21 protein-coding genes are annotated in these 23,764 nt (G+C 35.8%); 20 read left to right on the plus strand and 1 reads right to left on the minus strand.

Annotated elements, in window-relative coordinates:
- Positions 1 to 106: 106 nt before the first annotated feature.
- The 19 genes from ABH955_RS03190 (at position 107) to ABH955_RS03280 (ending at position 21,692) form a co-directional block, all read left to right on the plus strand.
- Positions 107 to 616, plus strand: a complete 510-nt coding sequence (locus tag ABH955_RS03190; RefSeq protein WP_201033878.1) for a phage terminase small subunit P27 family — start codon at positions 107 to 109, stop codon at positions 614 to 616.
- Positions 613 to 2,307, plus strand: a complete 1,695-nt coding sequence (locus tag ABH955_RS03195) for a terminase large subunit (RefSeq protein WP_404490856.1) — start codon at positions 613 to 615, stop codon at positions 2,305 to 2,307. The genes ABH955_RS03190 and ABH955_RS03195 overlap by 4 nt, the downstream gene beginning before the upstream one ends.
- Before the next feature lie 188 nt (positions 2,308 to 2,495).
- Complete coding sequence (locus tag ABH955_RS03200; RefSeq protein ID WP_404490857.1) at positions 2,496 to 3,749, plus strand: phage portal protein; 1,254 nt, start codon at positions 2,496 to 2,498, stop codon at positions 3,747 to 3,749.
- On the plus strand, positions 3,736 to 4,446 hold the full coding sequence (locus tag ABH955_RS03205; RefSeq protein WP_404490858.1) for a head maturation protease, ClpP-related: 711 nt from the start codon (positions 3,736 to 3,738) through the stop codon (positions 4,444 to 4,446). The genes ABH955_RS03200 and ABH955_RS03205 overlap by 14 nt, the downstream gene beginning before the upstream one ends.
- 37 nt (positions 4,447 to 4,483) lie before the next feature.
- Positions 4,484 to 5,656 carry a phage major capsid protein gene (locus ABH955_RS03210; protein WP_404490859.1) on the plus strand — a complete coding sequence of 391 codons (1,173 nt, stop codon included), beginning with the start codon at positions 4,484 to 4,486 and terminating at the stop codon, positions 5,654 to 5,656.
- Positions 5,657 to 5,676: 20 nt separating this feature from the next.
- Positions 5,677 to 5,955, plus strand: a complete 279-nt coding sequence (locus tag ABH955_RS03215) for a head-tail connector protein (RefSeq protein WP_078206876.1) — start codon at positions 5,677 to 5,679, stop codon at positions 5,953 to 5,955.
- The gene (locus ABH955_RS03220; RefSeq protein ID WP_404490860.1) at positions 5,952 to 6,275 is read left to right on the plus strand and encodes a phage head closure protein; all 324 of its coding nucleotides are present in this window, start codon (positions 5,952 to 5,954) and stop codon (positions 6,273 to 6,275) included. The genes ABH955_RS03215 and ABH955_RS03220 overlap by 4 nt, the downstream gene beginning before the upstream one ends.
- Entirely contained in the window at positions 6,268 to 6,702 is a 435-nt protein-coding gene (locus tag ABH955_RS03225; protein WP_404490861.1) for an HK97-gp10 family putative phage morphogenesis protein, read from the plus strand. The genes ABH955_RS03220 and ABH955_RS03225 overlap by 8 nt, the downstream gene beginning before the upstream one ends.
- On the plus strand, positions 6,699 to 7,058 hold the full coding sequence (gp17, locus tag ABH955_RS03230; RefSeq protein WP_404490862.1) for a tail completion protein gp17: 360 nt from the start codon (positions 6,699 to 6,701) through the stop codon (positions 7,056 to 7,058). The genes ABH955_RS03225 and gp17 overlap by 4 nt, the downstream gene beginning before the upstream one ends.
- On the plus strand, positions 7,059 to 7,664 hold the full coding sequence (locus ABH955_RS03235; protein WP_404490863.1) for a major tail protein: 606 nt from the start codon (positions 7,059 to 7,061) through the stop codon (positions 7,662 to 7,664).
- Positions 7,665 to 7,712: 48 nt separating this feature from the next.
- Positions 7,713 to 8,030 (plus strand): phage tail assembly chaperone G, encoded by a 318-nt coding sequence (gene gpG / locus ABH955_RS03240; RefSeq protein WP_404490864.1) that lies wholly within the window; start codon positions 7,713 to 7,715, stop codon positions 8,028 to 8,030.
- Between the two features lie 29 nt (positions 8,031 to 8,059).
- Positions 8,060 to 8,236 (plus strand): hypothetical protein, encoded by a 177-nt coding sequence (locus tag ABH955_RS03245; protein WP_404490865.1) that lies wholly within the window; start codon positions 8,060 to 8,062, stop codon positions 8,234 to 8,236.
- A gap of 15 nt (positions 8,237 to 8,251) precedes the next feature.
- Positions 8,252 to 12,088 carry a phage tail tape measure protein gene (locus ABH955_RS03250; protein WP_404490866.1) on the plus strand — a complete coding sequence of 1,279 codons (3,837 nt, stop codon included), beginning with the start codon at positions 8,252 to 8,254 and terminating at the stop codon, positions 12,086 to 12,088.
- 14 nt (positions 12,089 to 12,102) lie between these two features.
- The gene (locus ABH955_RS03255; protein ID WP_404490867.1) at positions 12,103 to 13,593 is read left to right on the plus strand and encodes a distal tail protein Dit; all 1,491 of its coding nucleotides are present in this window, start codon (positions 12,103 to 12,105) and stop codon (positions 13,591 to 13,593) included.
- Positions 13,590 to 19,031, plus strand: a complete 5,442-nt coding sequence (locus tag ABH955_RS03260) for a phage tail spike protein (RefSeq protein WP_404490868.1) — start codon at positions 13,590 to 13,592, stop codon at positions 19,029 to 19,031. Before ABH955_RS03255 ends, ABH955_RS03260 begins: the two co-directional genes overlap by 4 nt.
- 160 nt (positions 19,032 to 19,191) lie before the next feature.
- Complete coding sequence (locus ABH955_RS03265; protein ID WP_404490869.1) at positions 19,192 to 19,392, plus strand: hypothetical protein; 201 nt, start codon at positions 19,192 to 19,194, stop codon at positions 19,390 to 19,392.
- Positions 19,382 to 20,227: an LPO_1073/Vpar_1526 family protein gene (locus tag ABH955_RS03270; protein ID WP_404490870.1), complete on the plus strand. Its 846-nt coding sequence runs from the start codon at positions 19,382 to 19,384 to the stop codon at positions 20,225 to 20,227. The genes ABH955_RS03265 and ABH955_RS03270 overlap by 11 nt, the downstream gene beginning before the upstream one ends.
- 116 nt (positions 20,228 to 20,343) lie before the next feature.
- The gene (locus ABH955_RS03275; protein WP_404491021.1) at positions 20,344 to 20,754 is read left to right on the plus strand and encodes a phage holin family protein; all 411 of its coding nucleotides are present in this window, start codon (positions 20,344 to 20,346) and stop codon (positions 20,752 to 20,754) included.
- On the plus strand, positions 20,754 to 21,692 hold the full coding sequence (locus ABH955_RS03280) for an N-acetylmuramoyl-L-alanine amidase (protein WP_404490871.1): 939 nt from the start codon (positions 20,754 to 20,756) through the stop codon (positions 21,690 to 21,692). The genes ABH955_RS03275 and ABH955_RS03280 overlap by 1 nt, the downstream gene beginning before the upstream one ends.
- Before the next feature lie 98 nt (positions 21,693 to 21,790).
- On the opposite strand, the gene ABH955_RS03285 is transcribed toward ABH955_RS03280, so the two are convergent.
- Positions 21,791 to 22,627: a DUF4352 domain-containing protein gene (locus tag ABH955_RS03285; RefSeq protein ID WP_404490872.1), complete on the minus strand. Its 837-nt coding sequence runs from the start codon at positions 22,625 to 22,627 to the stop codon at positions 21,791 to 21,793.
- 446 nt (positions 22,628 to 23,073) lie between these two features.
- On the opposite strand from ABH955_RS03285, the gene ABH955_RS03290 reads away from it, so the two are divergent.
- A complete protein-coding gene (locus ABH955_RS03290) occupies positions 23,074 to 23,718 on the plus strand; it encodes an alpha/beta hydrolase (RefSeq protein ID WP_404447251.1) in 645 nt (214 codons plus the stop codon).
- The last annotated feature ends 46 nt before the right edge of the window (positions 23,719 to 23,764 follow it).

The raw sequence follows: 23,764 nt of genomic DNA on the forward strand, positions 1-23,764 counted from the left end.
AACCCCCCACCATGAAAAAGCAAAAGGCGACTCCCTGGAGACCGCCGTCTAGCTTTCCGTACAAAAAATTCGTTTTATTTCATAAAAGGGGGTTCAACTAAAGGAGGTGGTTCACATGGGACGAAAAGCGAAGCCAATTCATTTGCAAATACTTGAAGGGAATAAAAACCGATTAACTAAACAGGAAATAGAACAAAGAGTGAGGGCCGAACAACATATTCAACCAAAAACGAATAGAATAAAAGCCCCAACTTGGTTAAATACAGTAGCAAAAAAAGAATTTAATCGAATTTCTAAAGAGTTAATGGAATTAGATCTTATTACAAATGTAGATATTAATGCTTTGGCAGCTTATTGTGATGCCTACTCTGATTATGTTGAATGTACAAAGATTATTGGTGAAGAAGGGTTGATGGTAGAGTATACAAATAAAGCAGCTGAAACTAATAAGGTGCCACATCCCTTATTAACTAAAAAGAAACAATTACATGAACAAATGAAGTCGTTAGCGATTGAATTTGGATTAACGCCAAGTTCTAGAGCATCTTTGGCAAAACCTAAGGGTGATGATAAACCAAAAACCAATGCAGAAAAGCGGTTTGGTGATAGGGTATGAAATTAGAAGAAAGACTAATGCAATATGTTTATGATATTTCGGACGGTAACATATTGGCTTGTAAAAAACATAAATGGGCTTGTGAGCGTTTTTTAAGAGACTTAGAACGTACACAAGATGATGAGTGTCCATTCTATTTTGATATTGAACAACTGTATGATTTTTATGAATGGTGCAAGCAATTTAAACATTTTAAAGGTGTATTAGCAGGTCAATATATTGAATTAACCGATTTTCAATTATTCGTAGCGGCTAATATATTTTGCTTTCTTATTAAAATTACAAATAATAGACGGTTCTTACGTGTATTTATTGAACTTGCAAGAAAAAATGCAAAATCACAATTTTTGGCTCTTATCGCTTCTTATATAACGTTTTTATCTGATCAACAGGAAGAGTGCTATATAGCAGGTTGGGATAGACAGCAATCAAGCCTTGTTTACAATGATATTTTAAAACAACTAGGCGCATGTGATATGTTATCTAAAAAATATAAGGATTCGTATGGGAAGATCACTCATATAAAAAGTGGCTCAACAATAACGCCACTTTCTAAAGAGGCAAAGAAGACCGGTGATGGTACAAATCCATCGCTAGGGATTGTTGATGAATATCATGCTCATGATACTAGCGAGATTTATGATGTAATTGATTCTGGAATGGGTGCACGTGAGAATACATTAATGTTCATTATTACTACAGCGGGATTTAGCATTAATGGACCTTGTTACAAGGAATATAAATACTGTTCTAGGATAGTAGATCCAAATGATTTAGGTGTGGAGAATGATGAGTATTTTGTTGTTATTTGTGAACTTGATAAAGATGATGATATCAAAGATGAAACAAATTGGATTAAAGCCAATCCGATTGTAGCAACTTATGAAGCTGGAATGAAGAAGCTTCGAAGTGATTTGAAAGTTGCTTTGGATAATCCTGAAAAAATGCGCTCTTTTCTTACAAAACGTATGAATATTTGGGTTAACCGAAAAGAGAATGGTTATATGGATATGTCCAGATGGAATAAATGTGATGAAGTAATTGAGTTATCTGAACTGAGTGGTATGGAATGTACAGTAGGAGCCGATTTATCAGCAAAAATCGATTTAACTAGTGTGGATTTTGAATTCAAGAAAGATGAAAAATATATCGTAATTAGTCATAGTTTTATACCAGAGGATACTTTAGCCGAGAAAATGAAAACAGATAAAGTACCATATGACATTTGGGCGCAGCAAGGTTGGATTACTGTAACGCCTGGTTCAGTAGTAGACTATAATTTCGTTAAAGAATATATAAAAACTATGGAATCAGATAATGAGTTTAAAATAAAAGAAATATGTGCGGATCCTTGGAATGCAACTCAATTTATGCAAGACATGGAAGCGGAAGGGTATGTTGTTGTAGAAATCAGACAAGGTATGGCTACTTTATCAGGACCAACAAAAGACTTTCGTGAGCAAGTGTATCAAAAGAAAATTATCCATAATAACAATCCAGTTCTTAATTGGGCAATCGGAAATGCTGTTACTAAGCAAGATGCCAATGAAAATATCATGTTGGACAAGTCAAAAGCAACAGAAAGAATTGATCCAATTGCGGCGGTGATTAACTCGCATGTCCGATGTATGCTCAATTTTGGGGAAATGGATTTAAATTCACATATCTTAAGTCAAGATTTCTCATTCTAGGAGGAATTACATGCGGTTTTTAATGTTCTTTATCAGTATTTTAGAAGATATTTTACTTATTTTGGGGTTGTCCATTATTGTTGGGACGACTTTTTTTATTAATCCAATTTACGGATGGTATCTGTTAGGACTTATTCTCACAATGTTGGGGGTGGTAATGATAAGAAGATAGAAAGGAGGTGAAACTTTTGATTTTTCGGCAGTTATTTAGGAATCAAGATACGACCGATTTGAAAAATCCGTCTCCTTGGTTTAAAAGTTTATTTGGTTATCAAGCCGCAAGTGGTGAAAAGGTTACGGTAGAATCCTCTTTAGGTGTTCCAACAGTATATCGATGCATTAACATCCTTGCGAACAGTGTTGCGATGCTTCCTTTTCAAGTTTTTAGAAAGACATCCAAGGGAAGAGAGCGAGATAAGGTGCATCAAGTGTCGTTTGTTTTAGAAAAACGTCCAAATCCCTATCAAAGTCCGTTTAAATTCAAACATTTAATCGAAACACATCGTAATACATGGGGAAATGCTTACATCAATATTCATTGGGGTGTGGATGGTAGACCGAAAGAATTGTGGGCATTGAATCCAGCTACCACAACTCCAACTGTGGACTTAAAGACGAATAAATTATGGTATTTTACTAGTTTGCCAGATGGTACACCTGTAAAAATACCTGATGATGATATTATCCATCTCACTACATTGTCTACTGATGGATTGAAGGGTAAACCACCTATTCAAATTGCAAGAGAGTCTATAGGCAGCTCACAGGCGGCTCAAAAGTTTAAAGGTAAATTTTTTACAAACGGGGCAGCGCATAGTGGGATATTAAAAACTCAACAACCACTTAATAAAGAAGCGAAAGATGTACTTCGTGATGCTTGGGAAGAAGCGAATACAGGATTAAATAATGCTCAAAGGATAGCAATTTTAGATGCTGGTTTAGAATTTGAGAAGGTTGGAATGCCTTTGAAAGATGCTCAATTTATTGAAGGTATGAAGTTTGATAAAGCTGAGATTGCAAACATCTTTAATATTCCATTGCACATGATTAATGAGTTAGATCGTGCTACATTCTCAAACATTGAGCAACAAGCATTGGATTTTATTCAAAATACATTGAGTCCGATACTTATTCAGTATGAAGAAGAGTTTTCTTATAAAACATTCTCATTTAATGAGCAAAAGCGTTACTATCTAAAATTCAATTTAGCAAGCTTATTAAGAGCAGATCAAAAATCAAGAGCCGAGTTCTATAACATTATGTTAGATAGAGGTGTATTTTCTATTAATAAAGTTTTAGAACTTGAAGATATGGATGGTATTGGTGAACTAGGTGATAAGAGCCGAGTCGATTTAAATCATGTATCTATTGAAATTGCGGATGAATACCAATTAGCGAAAGCTAGTGGAGGTTCGTCGCTGAAAGGAGGTGAGGGCAATTAAAGACGTGTTTACTATTAAAAATCAAACGGATTCTTCAGCGGACCTATTTATCTATGGTGACATCATAAATAATACAGGTTGGAAATGGGATGATTCTGACATTATGCCCGATGATGTAAAAAACATTTTGGGGCAATTGGATGATAAAAGTAACCTAAATATCTATGTGAATAGTGGTGGTGGCTCTGTATTCGCTGGTTTAGCAATTTATAATATGTTAAAGCGAAATAAGGCTCAAAAAACTGTTTATGTGGATGGTGTTGCAGCTTCCATCGCTTCAGTAATTGCCCTAGCAGGTGATCGTGTTGTTGTCCCTTCTAATGCTTTCTTAATGATTCATAAGCCTTGGACATATGCAGCTGGAAATGCAATAGATTTCCGAAAAGCAGCAGAAGACCTGGATAACATTGAGTCTGGAATTATGAATGTATATAAGGAAAACTTAAAAGAAGGTATTGAAATTGAAGAAATACAGCAATTAGTAGATGCAGAGACCTGGTTAAGTGGTGAACAAGCTGAAAAATACTTCAACATCGAAGTTGTGGAAGCAAAAGAAGTCGCAGCATGTATGAGTGATTACTTTGATAAATATCAAAAAACACCAAGTAAAATAGTAGCAAAAGCTCCTTCTATTCCAAAGAAGGATAATAATGAACAATTAAAAATACAAAACGCACTAGACCTGTTAGAACTATAGGTCTATTTTTTGTGCCAAAACAAGGAGGAAATACCGAATGAATAAACATGAACAAGAATTACGTCAAAGAATTGCTGATTTAAAAGCGAAAGCAGAAGAATTTAATAATAGCGGTAAATATGAAGATGCAAAAGCGAAAATTGAGGAAGCGAAAAACGCAAAAAATGAGCTAGATAATTATCTAGCAATGAAGCAAATCCAAGTGCCTGATCCTGTGAATGCACAAACTGGAGTGTTACCTCCAGCATCAGTTCAAAATGAAGATACATCGTATAAAGAAGTATTTATGAAAGCTTTACGTGGCCAAGCATTAAGCCATGATGAAATAAGTGTTATGCAGGAATATAAAGCATCCTTATCAGAGAATACGGGCAAGGATGGCGGTTATATCGTCCCTGAGGATATTACTACAACAATTAATCAGCTAAAACAAACGGTTGATAGCTTAGAGCAATATGTAAGTGTACAACCTGTTTCAACAAATAAAGGATCTCGTACATTAGAAAAACGTGCAGCATCTACACCTTTCGCTCCACTATCTGAGTATGGAAATCCAAATGCGATGCAGGAAATTGCTTCACCACAATTTGATCGTTTATCTTATGCTATTGAAGATTACGCTGGATTCTTACCAGTACCAAATGACTTGTTAGATGATACAGATCAAGCTTTAGAAAGTTATTTACGTCAATGGATCGCGAAAAAATCCATTGCAACTCGTAACTATTTAATTTTGCAAGAAGTTAACAAGTTAACAAAGGTTGATTTTAAGGATTATAAAGGCATTAAAACCGCATTAAATGTCACATTAGATCCAGCCTTCTCGGCTGTAGCAAACATTTTTACAAACCAAGATGGATTCAATTACTTAGATCAAATAGAAGATAAGGATGGCCGTCCGCTACTTCAACCAGACCCAACAAATCCAACTCGTAAGTTATTGTCAGGAAAACCAGTTATTGTTTTATCCAATAAGACAATTGCTACAGATAAAGATGGTAAAGCACCATTCATTGTTGGGGATTTGAAAGAAGCGATCGTTCTTTGGGATAGAAAACAATTATCTATCGATATGACTAAAGAAGGTGGAAACGCATGGAGATCAAATACTTCTGAGTTCCGAGCAATCGAACGTGAAGACGTTACGCTTTGGGATTCAGAAGCGGTTGTGTATGGACAAATTACAGTTGTGGCGAAACCTGGAGCTTAATGATATAGGAGGTGTCCTTCTTGGTACTGAAATTAGAGGAAGCTAAAGAGTATCTTCGTGTGGATGGCGATGAGGAGGACTCCCTCATTTCATCCTTTATAACAGCAGCTGAAATATATATTAAGAATGCAACAAGTAAAAACGTAGATTTAAAGAGCGAGCTTGCTAAATTAGCGGCTCGTATTTTAATTGCTCATTGGTATGAAAACCGTGAAGCAGTTGGGAAAGCTGAACAATTAGCATTTAGTTTGCAGTCAATATTAGTTCAGTTGCAATATTGCGTAGGTGATTCCACATGAATCCAGGTAAGTTAGATAAACTCCTTACATTCCAAGTAAAAGACGATGATGCAAAGGGACCAGACGGTGAACCGATAGATGGTTATAAAGATTCTTTTGCTGTATGGGGCTCGTTCATTTTTTTAAAGGGAAGAAAGTACTTTGAAGCAGCCGCAGCCAACAGTGAAGTACAGGGTGAAACAGAAATCCGATTCCGTGCTAATGTGAATGCTGATATGAAAATTAAGTATAAGAACACGATTTATGACATTCTTTCAGTTATTCCAACGGAAAGACACACGTTATTAATCATGTGGAAGCGTGGTGGAATGAATGGCTGATGGTGTGGATTTATTAGGGTTTGATCGTTTAATTACTGAATTAGAACAAATGGGCCTACGTGGAGAAAAGATTGAAGATAAAGCTCTTGCAGCTGGTGGGGAACCTATTCGAAAAGCTATTTCAGAAATAGCTCCAAGAAGCGACAGCCCTAAAAAAGCAACAAAAAGCGAACCTTGGCGTACAGGACAACATTTGGCTGATAATATCCGTGTTACAAAAGCGAAAATGGAAGGCGGCATAAAAACTATTAAGATTGGAATAGACAAAGCGGATCGTTCTCCATATTTCTATGGGAAGTTCGTAGAATGGGGAACATCTAAAATGCCAGCTCAACCATTTATAGAACCAGGCTTTAATTCTTCAAAAGAAGCCGCAATTCGTGCTATGACAGACATCTTGAAGAACGAGATGAGGTTGAATTTATGATAAATCTACGACCTGAAATTTTGCAAGCTCTTGAAAATAATCAGGAGCTTGTTTCTTTATTAGGCGGAAAACGTGTGTATTATCGTAAAGCCAAAAATGCTGAAGAGTTTCCACGGATTACATTCTTCGAATTAGACAATAAGCCAGATAGCTTTGCAGATAACGAAGAAAGTGAGAGTGAAATCACATTTCAAATCGATATTTGGTCAAAGGGTAGTACAACAGCAATTCATAAAAAAGTGAATGAGATCATGAAAAGTATTGGTTTCTCACGTTATGCGATTGCTGATTTATATGAAGATGATACACAAATTTTTCATTACGCGATGCGATTCGCGAAAGGAGTGGAGTTATAGATGGCTGGAGAAATTATTACAATTAGTTCGACTGTCGGTGTAGATAGTCTTGTTTATGCAAAATTAACAAAAGATGATGCAACAAGTGTTGCATATTCAACGGTAAAGAAATTAGAAGGTGCAGTAAAGGTTAAAACATCAAAAAAGGTAGCTTCAGAAATAATGTGGAGTGACAATAAAAAATCGGAAATTGCTGAATCAGACGGTGAAGTTGAAGTGGAAATTGAAGTTCGAGGTCTTTCATTGTCAAATAAAGCAGATATTGAAGGATATCCAGAAATTCAGGATGGTGTTTTAGACGAAAAACGTGTGGGAGAAAAACCATATTTAGCGATTGGGTATCGTTTTTTAAAGGCTAATGGTAAATATCGTTATGTTTGGTTACTCAAAGGTAAACTTTCACAAGAGGAAGAAGAAGCTGAAACGAAAAAAGACAAACCGAACTTCCAAACAACAAAACTTAAAGGGTCATTCATTGAGCGTGATTTTGATGATAGACCAAAATTTACAGCTGATGCCGATGAACCTACGTTTACAAAAGCTGTAGGAGATAATTGGTTTAGTAAGGTATATGAAAAAAACGTAACACCACCAACAGGCAAGTAAGAGGGAGCAAATGCTCTCTCTTTTTTATTAACTAAGGAGGAATAAACTATGAAACTAACATTACGAATCAATAAGGAAAAGAAAACTTTTAATTTACCGGAGTTCATTCCAGCTCGTTTAATTCGTCAAGCACCTGAGCTTGCTGATATTCCAAATGATCCTGGTCCAGAGGATATGGATAAAATGGTTCAATTTGTAGTAAGGGTTTACGATGAACAATTTACCTTAGATCAATATTGGGATGGTGTGGATGCTCGTAAGTTTTTATCGACAACTTCAGAGGTAATTAACGCTATTGTCAATGAAACTGTGGAAGCTGCTAGTGGTACACCTGGAACTGGAGAAGAAGAAAACCCAAACGCGTAGAGGGAGGAGGGCTAACGTTCAGTGAGTTTATGGACGAGCTCTACCTCTCTTTATTACGTCAGGGATATAAACATCATCATATCGATAACGAAATGGATATTTGGCATTATTTAAGGCTAAATCGAAAGCATCGTGAACAAGGTAATTCAAATGATGAGAATCAAAATTCAAATGAAATAGAAGTTCCAGCTGAAAACATTATCTAACGAGGGGGTGAGACATTGGCAAATGAAATGAATAATTTGGTAGTTAGGCTTTCCCTTGATAATGTAAATTTCCGTCAAGGTATAGCAAATTCAGGGCGTGCGGTAAGGACACTACAGAGCGAATTGAAATCTGTAAGTACAGGGATGGGCGGTTTCGCTAGTGCTAGCCAACAAACACAAGCGAAAATGGATACTCTAAGTAGGCTCATTGACGCACAAAAAGAGAAAGTTAAAGCGTTACGTCAAGCATATGATCAAAATAAGGCTAAATTAGGTGAGAATGATGCAGCAACTCAGCGATATGCTTCACAAGTTAATAAAGCTGTTGCTGATTTAAATAGATTTGAAAATGAATTAAAGCAAGTAAATAAGCAAGCTGAACAAAAAGGGATGGATAAATTAAATAATTCTTTAAAATCCCTACAGGCTGAATTTCAGTCAATTACAACAGGCATGGGCGGTTTTTCTAATGCGACTGAACAAACAAGAGCTAAAGTTGATGTTTTATCTCGTACGGTAGATAAACAAAAAGAAAAAATCAGGGAACTTCAACAAGCCTACAACCGTGCTAAAACAGAAGAAGGTGAAGCAAGCCAGTCAGCGCAACGATATGCTGAACAAATTCATCGAGCGACAAGTGAATTAAATCGATTCGAATCACAATTACAACAGGCAAATCATGAATTGGATCAGCAAGGAAATCGTCTATTGAACTTTGGGAATCGTATGGAGGCAATGGGGAACCACCTACAAAATGCTGGCATGCAAATCGGTATGGTATTTTGTGTTATGACTTATGCAATTGGTCGAGGTCTAAAATCAGCTGTGGAAGAATCAATGAATTTTGAACAACAGATGGCTAACATAAAAGCAGTATCTGGTGCGACAGGACAAGAAATGAGTAAACTCTCCGAATTAGCCGTTAAATATGGGGAAGACACGAAATATTCTTCTGTAGAAGCTGGAAAAGGGATTGAAGAATTAATAAAAGCCGGTGTTGGTTTAACAGACATCATCAATGGTGGATTAGAAGGAGCTCTAAACCTAGCGGCCGCTGGTGAACTAGAACTAGGAGAAGCGGCAGAAATCGCTTCAACCGCTTTGAATGCATTTAAAAGAGATGGTTTAAGTGTTACAGATGCCGCCAACTTACTTGCAGGAGCCGCTAATGCTTCAGCTACTGATGTACATGAACTGAAATATGGTTTATCAGCAACCGCAGCAGTTGCTGCAGGAGCTGGTATGACATTTAAAGATACAGCAACAGCTTTAGCGGTATTTGCACAGAATGGATTAAAAGGTTCTGATGCAGGTACTTCACTAAAAACAATGCTTATGAGGTTGAATCCTTCAACTAAAGAAGCATATAACAAGATGGCAGATTTGGGTCTTATCACTTATAATGCGCAGGCTGGATTTGATTTCTTGGTTAAAAACGGAATCACACCAGCATCTAGAAGTGTGGGAGATATTGAAGTTGCATTAGAAAAATATGTAATGAAAACTGAAGGTGTAAAGAAATGGAATGATAAGTGTGATACTACATTCCGTGAGTTAGCAACTAGCTCCGCTTTCTTATCATCGAAATTCTATGATCAAGAGGGTCATATCCAAAGTTTAGAAAACATATCCGGAATTCTTCATGAATCCATGAAAGATTTAACAGACCAACAACGAAGTATGGCTTTAGAGACGTTATTTGGTTCAGATGCAGTTCGTGGTGCAACGATTTTGTTTAATGAAGGTTCACAAGGTGTAAATAAAATGTATACCGAGATGTCCAAAGTCACAGCTTTAGAAACAGCTGAAACGAAAATGAACACTTTGAAAGGTCGTATTGAACAGCTAAGTGGAGCGTTCGACACAATGAAAAAGACAATTGGTGATGCGCTTGCCCCTGTGGTTAGTGCTTTTGTTGCTGGGTTGCAAAAGCTTGTGGATGGATTTAATGCATTGCCAGGTCCTGTACAAAAAGCTATTGCAATTACAGCAGGTATTGTTCTTGCTTTAACGGCTATTGCAACAGTTATTGGAGTGGTTCTAGCAGCAGTTGGAATGGTGGTTTCAGGGATTGGTGCATTAGGAGTTGCATTAGCAACATCTTTAGGAATAGCAGGTGGAGTTGCAGGATTGTTGGCTGCGGCGTTAGGACCAGTAGCGATTGCTTTAGGTGTGGTAGCAGCCGCAGTTGGTGTTGGTGTTCTAGCGTATAAGGGATATCAGAAAGCAACCGAGGACAGCATTGCTTCAGTAAATCGATTTACTACAAATACAGAAGGTAAAGTAAGTTCTTCCACAAAGAAAGTTTTAGGAGAGTATTTCAAGTTATCTGATGGTATTAGACAAAAGTTAACTGAAATTAGACTAAACCATGAAGTAATAACAGAAGAACAGTCGCAAAAGCTCATTGGACAGTATGACAAATTGGCTAACACGATTATAGAAAAAACAAACGCAAGACAACAAAAAGAAATTGAAGGACTTAAAAAGTTCTTTGCTGATTCATATGTTTTAACTTCTGAAGAAGAAAACAAGAGGATGGAACAACTGAATCAACGTTACGAGCAAGAAAAACTAAAAACACAAGAAAAAGAAAATAAAATCAAAGAAATCCTACAAACAGCAGCTAGGGAAAATAGAGAGTTAACAACATCAGAACGAATATCCTTACAAGCTCTACAAGATGAAATGGACAGAGTTGCTGTTGAACATATGTCTAAAAACCAAATGGAACAAAAGGTTATCCTGGAAAATATGCGAGTGCAAGCTAGTGAGATATCAGCTAGACAAGCAGCTGAAGTTGTTCAACATAGTGCTGAAACTAGAGATAAGGTCATCGCAGATGCGAAGAAAACTCGTGATGATAAAATTGCAGAGGCTATTCGACAACGAGATGAAAATAAAACGATTAATGCTGAAGAAGCAAATGCAATTATTGCAGAAGCCAAACGACAGTATGACAGCACAGTTTCTACAGCAAAAGATAAGCACACTGAAATTGTAAGTGAAGCTAAAGCGCAAGCAGGTGAACATGCAAATCAAGTTGACTGGGAAACTGGACAAGTGAAATCTAAGTATGAAGTAATGAAAGATGACGTTGTTCGAAAAATGAAAGAAATGGGATCAGATGTTTCCAACAAATATGACGAGATGAAAAAATCGGCCAGCGATAAGGTAGAGGAAATAAAAAATACTGTTTCAAGAAAATTTGAGGAACAGAAAAAAGCCGTTACAGATAAAATGAACGAGATAAAAAGTGATATCGAAGATAAGTGGAATACAGTTGAAAAATTCTTCAGCACCATAAATTTGAGTTCGATTGGAAAATCAATTATAGAAGGGCTTGGGAAAGGTATCGATGATGCATCAGGAGGTCTATTTAGTAAAGCAGCTGGAATTGCTAACGATATTAAAAAGACTATTTCTGGAGCGCTTGAAGTAAACAGCCCATCAAAAGTAATGATACCTATTGGTAGTGCTGTTCCAGAAGGCGTTGGAGTAGGTATGGATCGAGGGAAACGTTTTGTTGTGGATGCAACAAGAAATGTAGTTGGAACCGTTAAGAAGCAAATGGGAAATATGCCATCTGTTTTTGATTTTGGATTCCAAACTTCTCATTATAGTGTTCCGAATGATGCGGTAAGTGGTTTAACGAATTATATGCAGCCTAATATTCCTAATAACTCGGCTACTAGTAAAAAGGTATTCCCAAATAGACGACCTGAAGAAAAAGAACTAAATCTTACATTGAATATGACAAACGTTTTAGATGGGAAAGAGTTAGCAGGTGGAACTTATAGGTATACCACAGAACTTCAAGATCGTGATCGACAACGAAAAGAGCAATTTTAAGGACGGTGATATTCTTGGTTAAATTAAGCTTTACATTTAATAATATTCGCAAAGATTATATTCAAATGCTTGTAGGGAGGAAACGTCCTTCATGGGCTCCAATTAAAAGAAATCTTGTTAGAGTTCCTCATCGTCCAGGGGCTTTTTTTATTCATACAGAAACCGAGGAGCGTCGTATTGACGTTCCTCTTGTTATTAAAGCTAAAAAAGATATGGCTGATTTACAAAAGATAAAAGAGGATTTAGCGGATTGGCTATACACAGAGCAACCAGCTGAACTTATTTTTGATGATGAGTTAGATCGAACATATCTTGCTTTTATTGATGGTTCACTAGATTTGGATGAACTAGTTAATAGGGGGAAAGGTGTTATTACTTTCGTTTGCCCCATGCCTTATAAATTAGGAAAAGTACAGACTCAAACATTCACGCAAAATTGGTCCACAGAAATCACGTCTAATTTCACGAATAAAGGTAGTGTAGAAACACCAGCATTAATTGAAATGATTGCAAAAAAGCCAAGCACTTTTTTAGATGTATGGTTTGGAGAATATCCACATAATCGTGATTATTTTAGAATTGGCTACCCTCTCACTGTGGAAGAAACAACAGTACAAGAACGAGAAAGAGTAATGTGGGATGAAATGACTACAGCTGTAGGATGGACTCCTGTTACTGGAGTTTTTGATGACATGAAAGGTACAGGTAGTTTTAAATCAAGGGATGGTTACGCGTTGTATTGTCAAGATTACGGACAAGAGAAAGGATTTCACGGTGCAATTGCCAAGAAAAATATTCCAGGTGGACCGTTACAAGATTTTGAAATGGAGACTTGGGTGCATTTGAAGTCCAAAAGTATTGGAGAAATGGGCCGTGTAGAGGTACTTCTTTTAGATGATACAAGTAATATTGTTGCTCGTATAAACATGAATGATTTATATTGGGATGCTGAAATGACGAAAGCATACATGCGTATTGGAAATGCAGGAACGCCTAACAGTATGCGGAAATTAGTAGATACAAGTGGGGCACATCCTAATACATTTAATCAATTTTACGGTAGGTTACGTATTGCAAGACGTGGGAAAGAATGGTCTGTTTATGTAGCCCGTTTTAGAGATGGTACAGAAATAGATGACGCTTCACTTGTTGAACGTTGGATTGATGAAACCGGAAATCCAATGACAGAACGAAAAATTGCACAAGTAATGATTTCAATCATGAGTTGGGATGTAAATAAACCTGTTGATGTCATGCAGATTGATGACTTAAAGATTTGGAAAGTAAACAAAGTACCTTCAAATACAAAGCCTTATATTTTCGATACCGGAGACAAAATTGTTATTGATACAGAACGAAGTCTCGTCACAATCAATGGGAAGAATGCAATCAATATAAAAGATATATTCAGTAACTTTCCAAAAGTAATACGGGGTGACAATCGAATCGATATTATGCCGCCTGATGTAAACGCAACAGTTAGTTATAGGGAGAGATATAGATGAGAACGCCTAGCGGAATTCTTCATGTGGTTGATTTTAAAACTGATCAAATTGTCTCAGCTATTCAACTGCAGGACTATTGGGGCGATAAACGCCATTGGGAAATCAAAAACAATATAGATATGCTAGATTTTACAACTTTTGATGGAACAGAACACGCAATTACATTACAACAACAAAATCTAGTTTTAAAAGAAGTCCGTGACGGAAGAATTGTACCATATGTTATCACAGAGGCCGAGAAGGATTCCGATAAACGATCTATTACCACATATGCTTCAGGTGCTTGGGTTCAAATTGCTAAGTCCGGAATTATAAATCCGCAACGGATTGAAAGTAAAACAGTAAATCAATTTATGGATATAGCTCTTGTAGGCATGAAGTGGCAACGAGGCATAACAGAATACAGCGGATTCCATACGATGACCATTGATGAGTTTATCGATCCGCTTACGTTTTTAAAGAAAATCGCTTCTTTATTTGATTTAGAAATTCAATATCGTGTAGAAGTTGTCGGATCTCAAATTGTCGGTTGGTACGTTGATATGATAAAAAAACGTGGCCAAGAAACAGGGAAAGAAGTAGAACTTGGTAAAGACTTGGTTGGCGTTAAACGTATCGAACATTCACGAGACATTTGCACAGCTCTTGTTGGTTTTGTGCGTGGGGAAGAGGAGAAAGTTATTACTGTTGAGAGTATAAATAACGGTCTTCCTTATATCACAGACAGTGATGCATTCCAACGTTGGAATGAACATGGAAAACACAAATTTGGTTTCTATACGCCAGAAACAGAAGAACAAAATATGACACCGCAACGATTAATGACTTTGATGAAAACGGAGTTCAAAAAGCGTGTGAATACTTCTGTTTCTTATGAAGTAGAAGCGCAATCGATTGGTCGTGTATTCGGACTAGCTCATGAGTTAATTAATGAAGGGGATACAATCAAAATTAAAGATACAGGTTTTACACCTGAATTGTATCTTGAAGCTCGTGTTATTGCTGGCGATGAATCATTTACTGATCCTACACAAGATAAATATGTGTTTGGTGACTATCGTGAGATTGTTGATCCAAACGAAGAATTAAGAAAGATTTACAATCGAATCCTTAGTTCATTAGGCAATAAGCAAGAAATGATAGATCAACTAGATAAATTGGTAAAAGAAGCTAATGAAACAGCTAGTAATGCTAAGAAGGAATCGGAAGCAGCGAAGACACTTGCTGAAAAGGTTCAAGAGAACATAAAAAATAACACTGTGGAAATCATTGAAGCAAAAAATCCACCGACAACGGGGCTTAAATCATATAAAACACTGTGGCTAGATATTTCTAATGGTAAGCCAGGTATTTTGAAAATATGGACAGGCGCAGCTTGGGAGTCGGTTGTTCCTGATGTGGAGTCAGTTAAGAAAGAAACGTTGGAACAGGTGACAAAAGATATTAATAATACCAAGCAAGAGCTTGATAAAAAGGTAGAAACGCTAAAAACAGAAACAGAGACTTTAGTTAATACACAAATAAAAGAGGTACAAACCACCTTGAATGACAAGGTAGCTGCCGTTAAGAAAGATACAGAGACAATTTCTGGTGAAATCTTAAATATCAAAAAAGATGTGAGCGGTAAGGTCGATGGGGAGTTTGTTAAGAATCAAATAAAAGATAAAGCAGATAAATCTGGCGTCTTTACAAAAGAGGAAATTAATAATGGCTTTATTGGTAAACAAATATATGAAACTGATAAGCAAGGAAACGTCAAGAAATTCCAAGAAATAAGCACTTCTGTTGAACAAACAAATGAAGCTATCAAATCAAAGGCAGAGAAACAAAGCGTAATTGATTTAGGTAATAACCTAACACAAGTTTCAAAAACTGCTAATGAAGCGAAACAAACTGCTGATGGTAATACACGTACCATCTCGCAAGTGGACTCTAAAGTAAATCAAACAGTTACAGACTTTACCAAAAAGACTACTGCAATAGAAGAAACGGTTAATGGGGTTTCAACAAAAGTTACCAACATACAAACAGAACAAGGTAAAATCAGTGAGCGTGTTACTAAATCCGAGCAGACAGCAGAAGGGTTTAAAAAGTCTATTGAATCGTTAAATACAGCGAATGGAACTACTAGTAATAGATTAAACAAAATAGAAGAAACGGTTGACGGTACGAAACAGACGATTTCTGACATACAGGCGGAAGCAGAATCTCTCAAGAAAACAACGAATGAGATTAAGACAACGGCTGATGGTACGAAGCAGACTCTTACTGAACTTAAAACGAAAGTTGATAATACGGTAATTAGTGTGCGTAATATCTTATTAAATACTGATAATGTGCTAACTGGCGTGAACACTACACCGACGGTTTCTGTAAGTAAATCATTCAAGCTTACGGCTGACGCTCCCCTTCTATTACGAGGTAAATCATTTACTATCAGTTTAAAAGCTAAATCAAAAGGGGTTTCTAAAGGCGCGGAGAAACCATACGCGGGATTAGAACTTGCTGTTAAATATAAAGACGGCGAAACCTCTTGGTTAGGTATTCGTGCCGAAACTACGTTACCCGCGGATTCTGATTGGAAGTCATATAACTTCACACATCAAATGAAAGATAAAGAGATCGAATCTATCACAGCAAATTCTTTAATTCGTGATCTTAAAGGTACTGTTGAACTTAAAGAATGGAAAGTGGAAGTGGGGACCGTTGCTACAGAGTATTCACCAGCACCAGAAGACCAAGTAACAACAACGGATTTCACTAAAAAAACAGTAGAGATTGAGACGACTATTAAAGGTATTAATACTACTGTTTCCAATGTGCAAAACGAACAAGGTAAGCTTACAGAACGTGTTACTAAATCAGAACAAACCGCTGATGGATTTAAAACCTCTATTGAATCGTTAACGAAAAAAGATACTGAAATTAGTAATAAAGTTAATGCAGTTGAGTCAACTGTAGAAGGTACAAAAAAGACGATTACTGATGTGCAGCAAACAACAAATGAGCTTAAGAAAACAACAACTGAAATTACAGAAAAAGCTGGGAAGATTAGTGAGAAGTTAGAGAGCGTTGAGAAGAAGTTTGATGATATTAAAATTGGCGGTCAGAACTTTTATAAGCAAAAATCCTTTGGTGCAGCTGGTGGAACAAGCATAGCGTATGACGATAATAATAAATGGTGGAACATAACAATTCCCGTTGGGGCTAGCGGTAGTTGGAAAGGCATTTTATACAATACTAAAAATGCCAAGTTACTTGTGGGTAGGACATACACAATCAGCTATGAAATTTACGCTGACGATGTTATCCCAACCGCGATGGATATTAACAACTTTGGTGTTACTACCGTTACGGGAACAAACGACAATGACGTTGTAGCAAAACGAATCATGCGTACGCCTAAAACAATAGCGGGTCAATGGCTTAAAGTGTCCGCTACGTTTATAATGCCCGACAATATCACGCAAGATTTCTATGACAATTCAGTTTTTGGTGTAGGTGGTGGATGGACTCCTACGAAAATTACAAACATAAAGATTAGAAACATGCAATTAGAAGAAGGAAATATACCAACAAGTTATCGCACCCCTTCAGAAGATCAAGTAACAACTGATGAATTCACCAAGAAAACAACAGATATTGAAAAAAGTGTGGATGGCGTTAAAACCACTGTAACAAACGTTCAAAACAGCCAAGTTGGATTCGAAAAGCGTATGACTACAGTAGAGCAAACAGCAAGCGGATTATCTTCCACAGTTAGTACTTTAAACAATGTAGTAGATACGCAGGGTAAGAAGCTTACTGAAGCAAATACAAAGCTCGAACAACAAGCAACAGCAATTGGTGCAAAGGTTGAGCTTAAACAAGTAGAGAATTATGTCGCTGGATTTAAGATACCTGAGTTGAAGCAAACTGTTGATCAGAATAAAAAAGATTTACTTGGCGAGTTAGCGAACAAGCTTGCGACAGACCAATTTAATCAAAAAATGACTCTGATCGATAACCGTTTTACCATCAATGAACAAGGTATTAATGCGGCAGCAAAAAAAACAGAGGTATACACAAAAGACCAAGCAAACGGGCAATTTGCTACAGATTCCTATGTAAGAGATATGGAATCTCGTCTTCAGATAACAGAAAAAGGCGTTAGTATATCTGTAAAAGAAAACGGCGTTATTGCAGCATTCAATATGAGTAAAGAAAATATTACATTGAATGCGGGCCGAATTAACTTAGTAGGTTTTATTACAGCAAATCATATTAAAGGGCAAGTTTTAGAAGGGGTAACACTTAAAACGAGTGGAAATAGATTTGTTGAAATAAATAAGCAAGACATGAAGATTTTTGATTTAGATAAACCACGTGGCTATATGGGATTTATGGAAACAGATGATGGAAGTATTCAACCTGCACTTGTTCTTGGTTCGGATAACAGAAAATTCACTGGTACAGGTTCATTCTATATTTATCAAAAAACCCCACGAATTAACGGTACTGAGCAACCTTCTAAAGCTTTTGCTACATTTGGACTCTCAAAAGGAGAAAATGCAGCAGGGAACAATATATGGTCATCGTATATTCAAATGCAAAATGATGGTGGTCATCTATATGCGTATGCAGACGGAAGATTGTATTTTGATTGCTTGAATGATATTGTTTTTAACTCAGTAGGATGGGCTCCAGGATACGGTAAATTCATGGTGACTACAACGGAACCACATTATTTCACAAATAACTACGGTGAGTTTAATTTCCAGAGAAAAGGAAGTGGCAATAAAATATACTTCCTGAATGGCGCCAATGATCATGATTTAGTCCTCGGAAGAGTAATGATAAGATCAAGCCTTGTATCAGGTTACGACACCGGATTACAGATTAAAGATACGTTAGGAAATGCATGGCGAGATATAGAATTAAGAACATTAAGAGCAAAAGAAAACATCTCAGCAACTGGAGGCGTATGGGCCAGGGAATTTATTCCTAACTCATCTCGTAAAATCAAAACAAACATTGAAGATTTGAAGTTCTCTGCGCTACAAACACTCAACTCTGTACGTATTAAAAAATACAATATGATTTCTGACGTTGAAAAGTACGATGCAGGTGAAATTGATGTAGTGCCTGTATACTATGGTATGATCGCTGAGGATTCTGATAGTGTATTTACAACACCAGAAAAAAATGCAGTCACATTATATAGTTCTGTTTCTATTACAATGCAATCGGTACAAGAATTAGACTGGAAAGCAGACAATATGCAATTTGATATTGGAATGGTAAAACAAGCGCTTGAAGCAGAAAAACGCGAGAAAGTTTTCATCCAGGATCAACTTTACGAATTAAAGGATTTAGTAGTTCGTCAGGAAGACAGAATAGCAAAGTTAGAAGAATTATTACTACAACAATTAATTGATAAGAAACCAGAGCAGCCATAAGCTGTTTTTTATTTTGAACAAAATACGGCTTAGAAAATAAAACGTAGTGTGTAAACAGCGGGTTTCTTTATTAATGATTGATTGTTAGACAATGGAATATTTAACCTTTATTATATAAAATAAACGATATTGTGTTTTATATAGTAAAGGAGGAGAAATTGTGTTTGATTGGTTGAATCAAAATAAAGAATGGTTTTTTAGCGGGATAGGAGTTTTAGGCATTTCTGTTATAGGAGGAATCTTATTTAAAAAAGCGAAAGATGGTAAAAGACATCAAAGTATCCATTCGGGTGATAACTCGACTAATATTCAAGGTGGTAAGAATGTAAATGTTACATTAGGTGAGAAAAATGAACGATAAACAAGAAATAATAGCGGGTAATCACTCAAACAATGTACAAGGTTCTAAAGTAATAGTAAATCAGTATGGCCTTAGTTATACAGAGGTCGAGAGAGCTGCTATGAATATTTTTAAGAGTAACTTTTATGATTTGGGAGAAAAAGTTGATAAATTAATCAATGAACGTGCTGAAGAAATAATTAATCGTTATTTAACGAAGTTAAAGGAGACAAGCCCTGAAGCAATTGTAAATACACAAGATCCAGACCTACGGTTTGTTATCTATGAAACACAAAAAAACCACGCTAGACATGGAGATAATGACATAGCAGATTTGTTAGTTGATGTTTTGGTAAATAGAACAATAGAAAATGATAAACCGTTTTCGAAATTAGTAAATAATGAAGCTTTGGAGATAATTCCTAAACTAACATTAAAACAAATTGACACCATAACGGTAATTTTTTTACTACTTCATGTCAATATTGGCAATCTTTTTTCTATAGAAAATTTATGTCAAACATTAAAGTATTTTGTAAATGATATACCGGACGATGAATTTTTTTATCAACATTTACAATACACAGGTTGTATCTCAATTAGTATTGGAGAAGTAACTTTTAACAAAATAATGAGTACTGCATATCCAAGTAAATTTACTGATGATAATAATGGTTTAATATTTGAGGGGAATTTAATGTCAGTAGATCCTTGGTTATGGACATTTTCCCAAAAATGGAAAAGAACTAAATTATGTAATTCCGCTTTAACTAGTGTAGCAATTGCTATAGCAATTAGTAATTTAAAACTAAAAACTGGGATGAATTTATGTTTAAGTAACTGGATAAAGGGCTAATCATAATTAAATATAAAACAGCAATAAAAAATTGGTGTAAAAGGGAATGGAAAAAGAGTCAATTGAGACTCTTTTTTATTTTGGAATAGGAGGAAATAAAAGTGAATCAAATTAATATGTTAGTCAAATCTTTTGTAGCATCATTTGGTGCATTTTGTGGATACTTTCTTGGAGGGTGGGATACATCATTGAAGATGCTTGTACTGTTTGCGGTAATTGATTACGTGAGTGGCATAATTGCAGCTGGTTTCAACGGAGAACTAAAAAGTAAAGTAGGATTTCGAGGCATCGCCAAAAAGGTGATGCTTTTTCTTTTGGTTGGTGCAGCCGCTCAACTAGATTCAGCACTTGGGAGCAATAGTGCTATTCGTGAAGCAACAATATTTTTCTTCATCGGAAATGAGTTACTTTCACTTTTGGAAAATGCTGGACGTATGGGAATCCCTTTACCTTCAGCGTTAACAAACGCAGTCGAAATTCTAGGCGGTAAACAAAAACAAGAAGAGCGAAAAGGAGATGTTCAGTAATGGAAATCAAAAAAATGTTAGTACCAGAAAGTCGTTATTCAGTTTTATGCCCGAATGTAATGAACCCAACGGAAATTACCTTCCACAATACTTATAATGATGCTACAGCATTAAACGAACGTAATAACGTTGCTAATAATAGTACAGGCACTTCGTTCCATATCGCGGTAGATGACAAAGAAGCTATTCAATTAATTCCGTTTAATAGAAATGCTTGGCATGCAGGTGATGGGAATGGACCAGGTAATCGTAATAGTATCGGCATAGAGATTTGTTATTCTATGTCAGGTGGAGAAAGATACAAACAAGCAGAATTGAATGCAATCAAAGTAATTCGTCAGCTAATGGATATGTTCAACATTCCAATTTCTAAAGTTAAAACACACCAAGAAAGAAACGGTAAGTATTGTCCTCATAGAATGATTAATGAAGGGCGTGTACAGTGGTTTAAACAACAATTAGTTTCTGGTGGGACAATTCAAATTCCAGAAACACCACAGATTCCACAACCACCAATGATAAGTGGGACAGGTATTGTTTATATTACTGGTAAAAACGTGAACTTAAGAAAAGGACCAGGTACTCAATATGATTCAATTAGAAAGCTAAATGCACCTGAAAACTATAAAGTATGGGGACGTTCTGGCGGATGGCTTAATTTAGGTGGCGATCAGTGGGTTTACGAAAACTCAGAGTGGTTACATTTCGAAGCGGATGGACAATCATCCACAACTTCGCAACCTTCAAATGATGGTGTAGGGGTAGTTACTATTACAGCAGATGTATTACGCGTTCGTACTGGACCAGGAACAAACTACGGTATTGTGAAAAACGTGTACCAAAGTGAAAGATATCAGTCTTGGGGATATAGAGATGGTTGGTATAATGTTGGTGGTGATCAATGGGTTTCAGATGACTATGTAAAGTTTGAAAGGTAAAAAAATTATATGGATGTAAATGTGAAGTTCTTTTTTTACAAAAGAATAGTTTGGTAAATAAAACAAGAGCTGCCTTTTTGACAGCTCTTGCTTCTTTATTAATATTGAATTTTAAAATTAAACGGCTCCATTTTCAATTCATAATTTTCACTCGAACCTTCAAGAGATATTTGAATCTCTCCTTTATCTACAGGTAATTTCGGAAATGCTAATACGGCATCAGCTGTAACACCAGGCAGTAAATCGCTTGGTATTTTAGGATATTTAGCTTCATAGTTATCTGTTCTTTCAAATTGTTGACCATTTACTACTAAACTTGATTTAAATTCATAGAAACTGAATTTAGAAGCCGCCTCATTTTTTATAGAGAAGAATACCCTAGTTTCGTTATCGGCAAGTTCAACTTTTTGGATTGAAAATTTGTAACCATTTTGAACTTGTTCTTGATTAACTTCGATTGTTTTTTTTGCAGGAGCAAAAGCAGTTGAATAATCTGATTTCTCAATACTAGAAGCAAGAATTAAAGGTGTTTTTAATGTTGCACCGAATCCGTTTTTACCTTCAAAAGTGTCTTTAACTTCTCCTTTTACATGAATAATATCATCAACTTTTACATCAATTTTAGTATCTTTAATACCAATTATAGTATTCATGCTATTATTGAGGCCAGCCCAACCTTGTATGTATGTTCCGTCTTTATCTTTTTCAGGTTGCACAAATACTTTAGCATAAAAATCAACTTTTTTACCTTTATATTCTTTTGGATTTGAATACATTTTTTCAAATTCTTCTTTAGTTAAAACTTTTTCAGATTTGGTCTTTTGCGTTTCTGTACTTTTCCCCTTAGATGATTCTTCTTTTGATGTTGTTTCTTTTGAACAAGCGGAACCTAAAATAATAGCTCCACAAATTAAAGATAAAAATAATTTTTTCACAGTGTGTCCTCCCAATTTATGTTTTAAAATTACAATATCTAGTATAACAAAAATCTTACATTTTTTAACGGGTAAAATGTAAGATTATTTCAATGGTAGAAAAATTAACTTTTTTCTATTTCTTCTATTTTTTAGAAAAGACTAGAAAACGTATGAAAAAACCAAACGATGAAAACCCTGATATAACAAAATGTTTAAAAGAGGAGAAAAACAAATAAAAGGGGTGTATCTATTTTTAGGACAAGGGCAATAGAAGAAATAAAAAAGTGCTAACAAGTTTGCAAACGAACTTGCTAACACCTATACGAAATAGACATAAAATATCGCTGATATGTCATTTTAAAAAACAGTAATAATTTAGTACCTATAACGAACCACTATTTATTATAATAGAAATCGTAAAACATATCGTTTTACAAAAGTAAGCGTGTTTGGAGGGGAAAACGGTGAAGGGGACTAAAAAGGAAATACATATAGACGAAAAAGTCATTCGTTACACACATATCGAAAAAGGTTCTAATACGGTTTGCTTTATGTTTTCAGGTTCCGGTTACAATTATGATAAACCATTATTCTATTATGCAACAATGCTTATGCTTGAAAATAAAATAGATGTAGTACATATTCATTATTCCTATGATGGACAGTTAATGGAAAAACCAATGGAAGAAGTAACGAAAGTAATGATGGATGATATTAATCCTATTATTAATGAAGTGCTAAGAAATGGACAATACAACGATTCGATGTTTTTAGGAAAATCACTCGGAACAATCCCGATTGCAAATGATTTAATGAAGAAAGAGGAATTTGCACAATCAAAAATGATACTACTTACACCTTTACTGACGTTTGATTTGATTTTTGAGTCCATCTTACATAGTCATCACGACGGGCTTTTAGTAATTGGAGACAAAGATCATCAATACAATGCAAGTCAAATGGAGCGATTAGAGCAATCCAATTTAAAGATTGAGATTGTTAAAAATGCAAACCATTCTTTAAATGTTGGGGAATTTGAAACGGAGAATTCAATTGAAGCTATAGCGAAAGTAATAGAAAAACTTAAAGAAGTTGTTAGGACAAACTAATTTATCAACACATGCAAAAAGAGGTGCAAATTGCACCTCTCTTTTG

Origin of the sequence: Bacillus sp. RC240, assembly GCF_044907945.1 — a bacterium.
GTDB classification, from domain to species: Bacteria; Bacillota; Bacilli; order Bacillales; family Bacillaceae_G; genus Bacillus_A; species Bacillus_A mycoides.

Bases quoted from the DNA above. Each gene is read 5' to 3' on its own strand.
- ABH955_RS03220 (WP_404490860.1), top strand. From the start codon at position 5,952: ATGAATCCAGGTAAGTTAGATAAACTCCTTACATTCCAAGTAAAAGAC.
- ABH955_RS03270 (WP_404490870.1), top strand. From the start codon at position 19,382: ATGAACGATAAACAAGAAATAATAGCGGGTAATCACTCAAACAATGTA.
- ABH955_RS03225 (WP_404490861.1), top strand. From the start codon at position 6,268: ATGGCTGATGGTGTGGATTTATTAGGGTTTGATCGTTTAATTACTGAA.
- ABH955_RS03245 (WP_404490865.1), top strand. From the start codon at position 8,060: ATGGACGAGCTCTACCTCTCTTTATTACGTCAGGGATATAAACATCAT.
- gpG (WP_404490864.1), top strand. From the start codon at position 7,713: ATGAAACTAACATTACGAATCAATAAGGAAAAGAAAACTTTTAATTTA.
- ABH955_RS03260 (WP_404490868.1), top strand. From the start codon at position 13,590: ATGAGAACGCCTAGCGGAATTCTTCATGTGGTTGATTTTAAAACTGAT.
- ABH955_RS03275 (WP_404491021.1), top strand. From the start codon at position 20,344: ATGTTAGTCAAATCTTTTGTAGCATCATTTGGTGCATTTTGTGGATAC.
- ABH955_RS03280 (WP_404490871.1), top strand. From the start codon at position 20,754: ATGGAAATCAAAAAAATGTTAGTACCAGAAAGTCGTTATTCAGTTTTA.
- ABH955_RS03195 (WP_404490856.1), top strand. From the start codon at position 613: ATGAAATTAGAAGAAAGACTAATGCAATATGTTTATGATATTTCGGAC.
- gp17 (WP_404490862.1), top strand. From the start codon at position 6,699: ATGATAAATCTACGACCTGAAATTTTGCAAGCTCTTGAAAATAATCAG.
- ABH955_RS03235 (WP_404490863.1), top strand. From the start codon at position 7,059: ATGGCTGGAGAAATTATTACAATTAGTTCGACTGTCGGTGTAGATAGT.
- ABH955_RS03210 (WP_404490859.1), top strand. From the start codon at position 4,484: ATGAATAAACATGAACAAGAATTACGTCAAAGAATTGCTGATTTAAAA.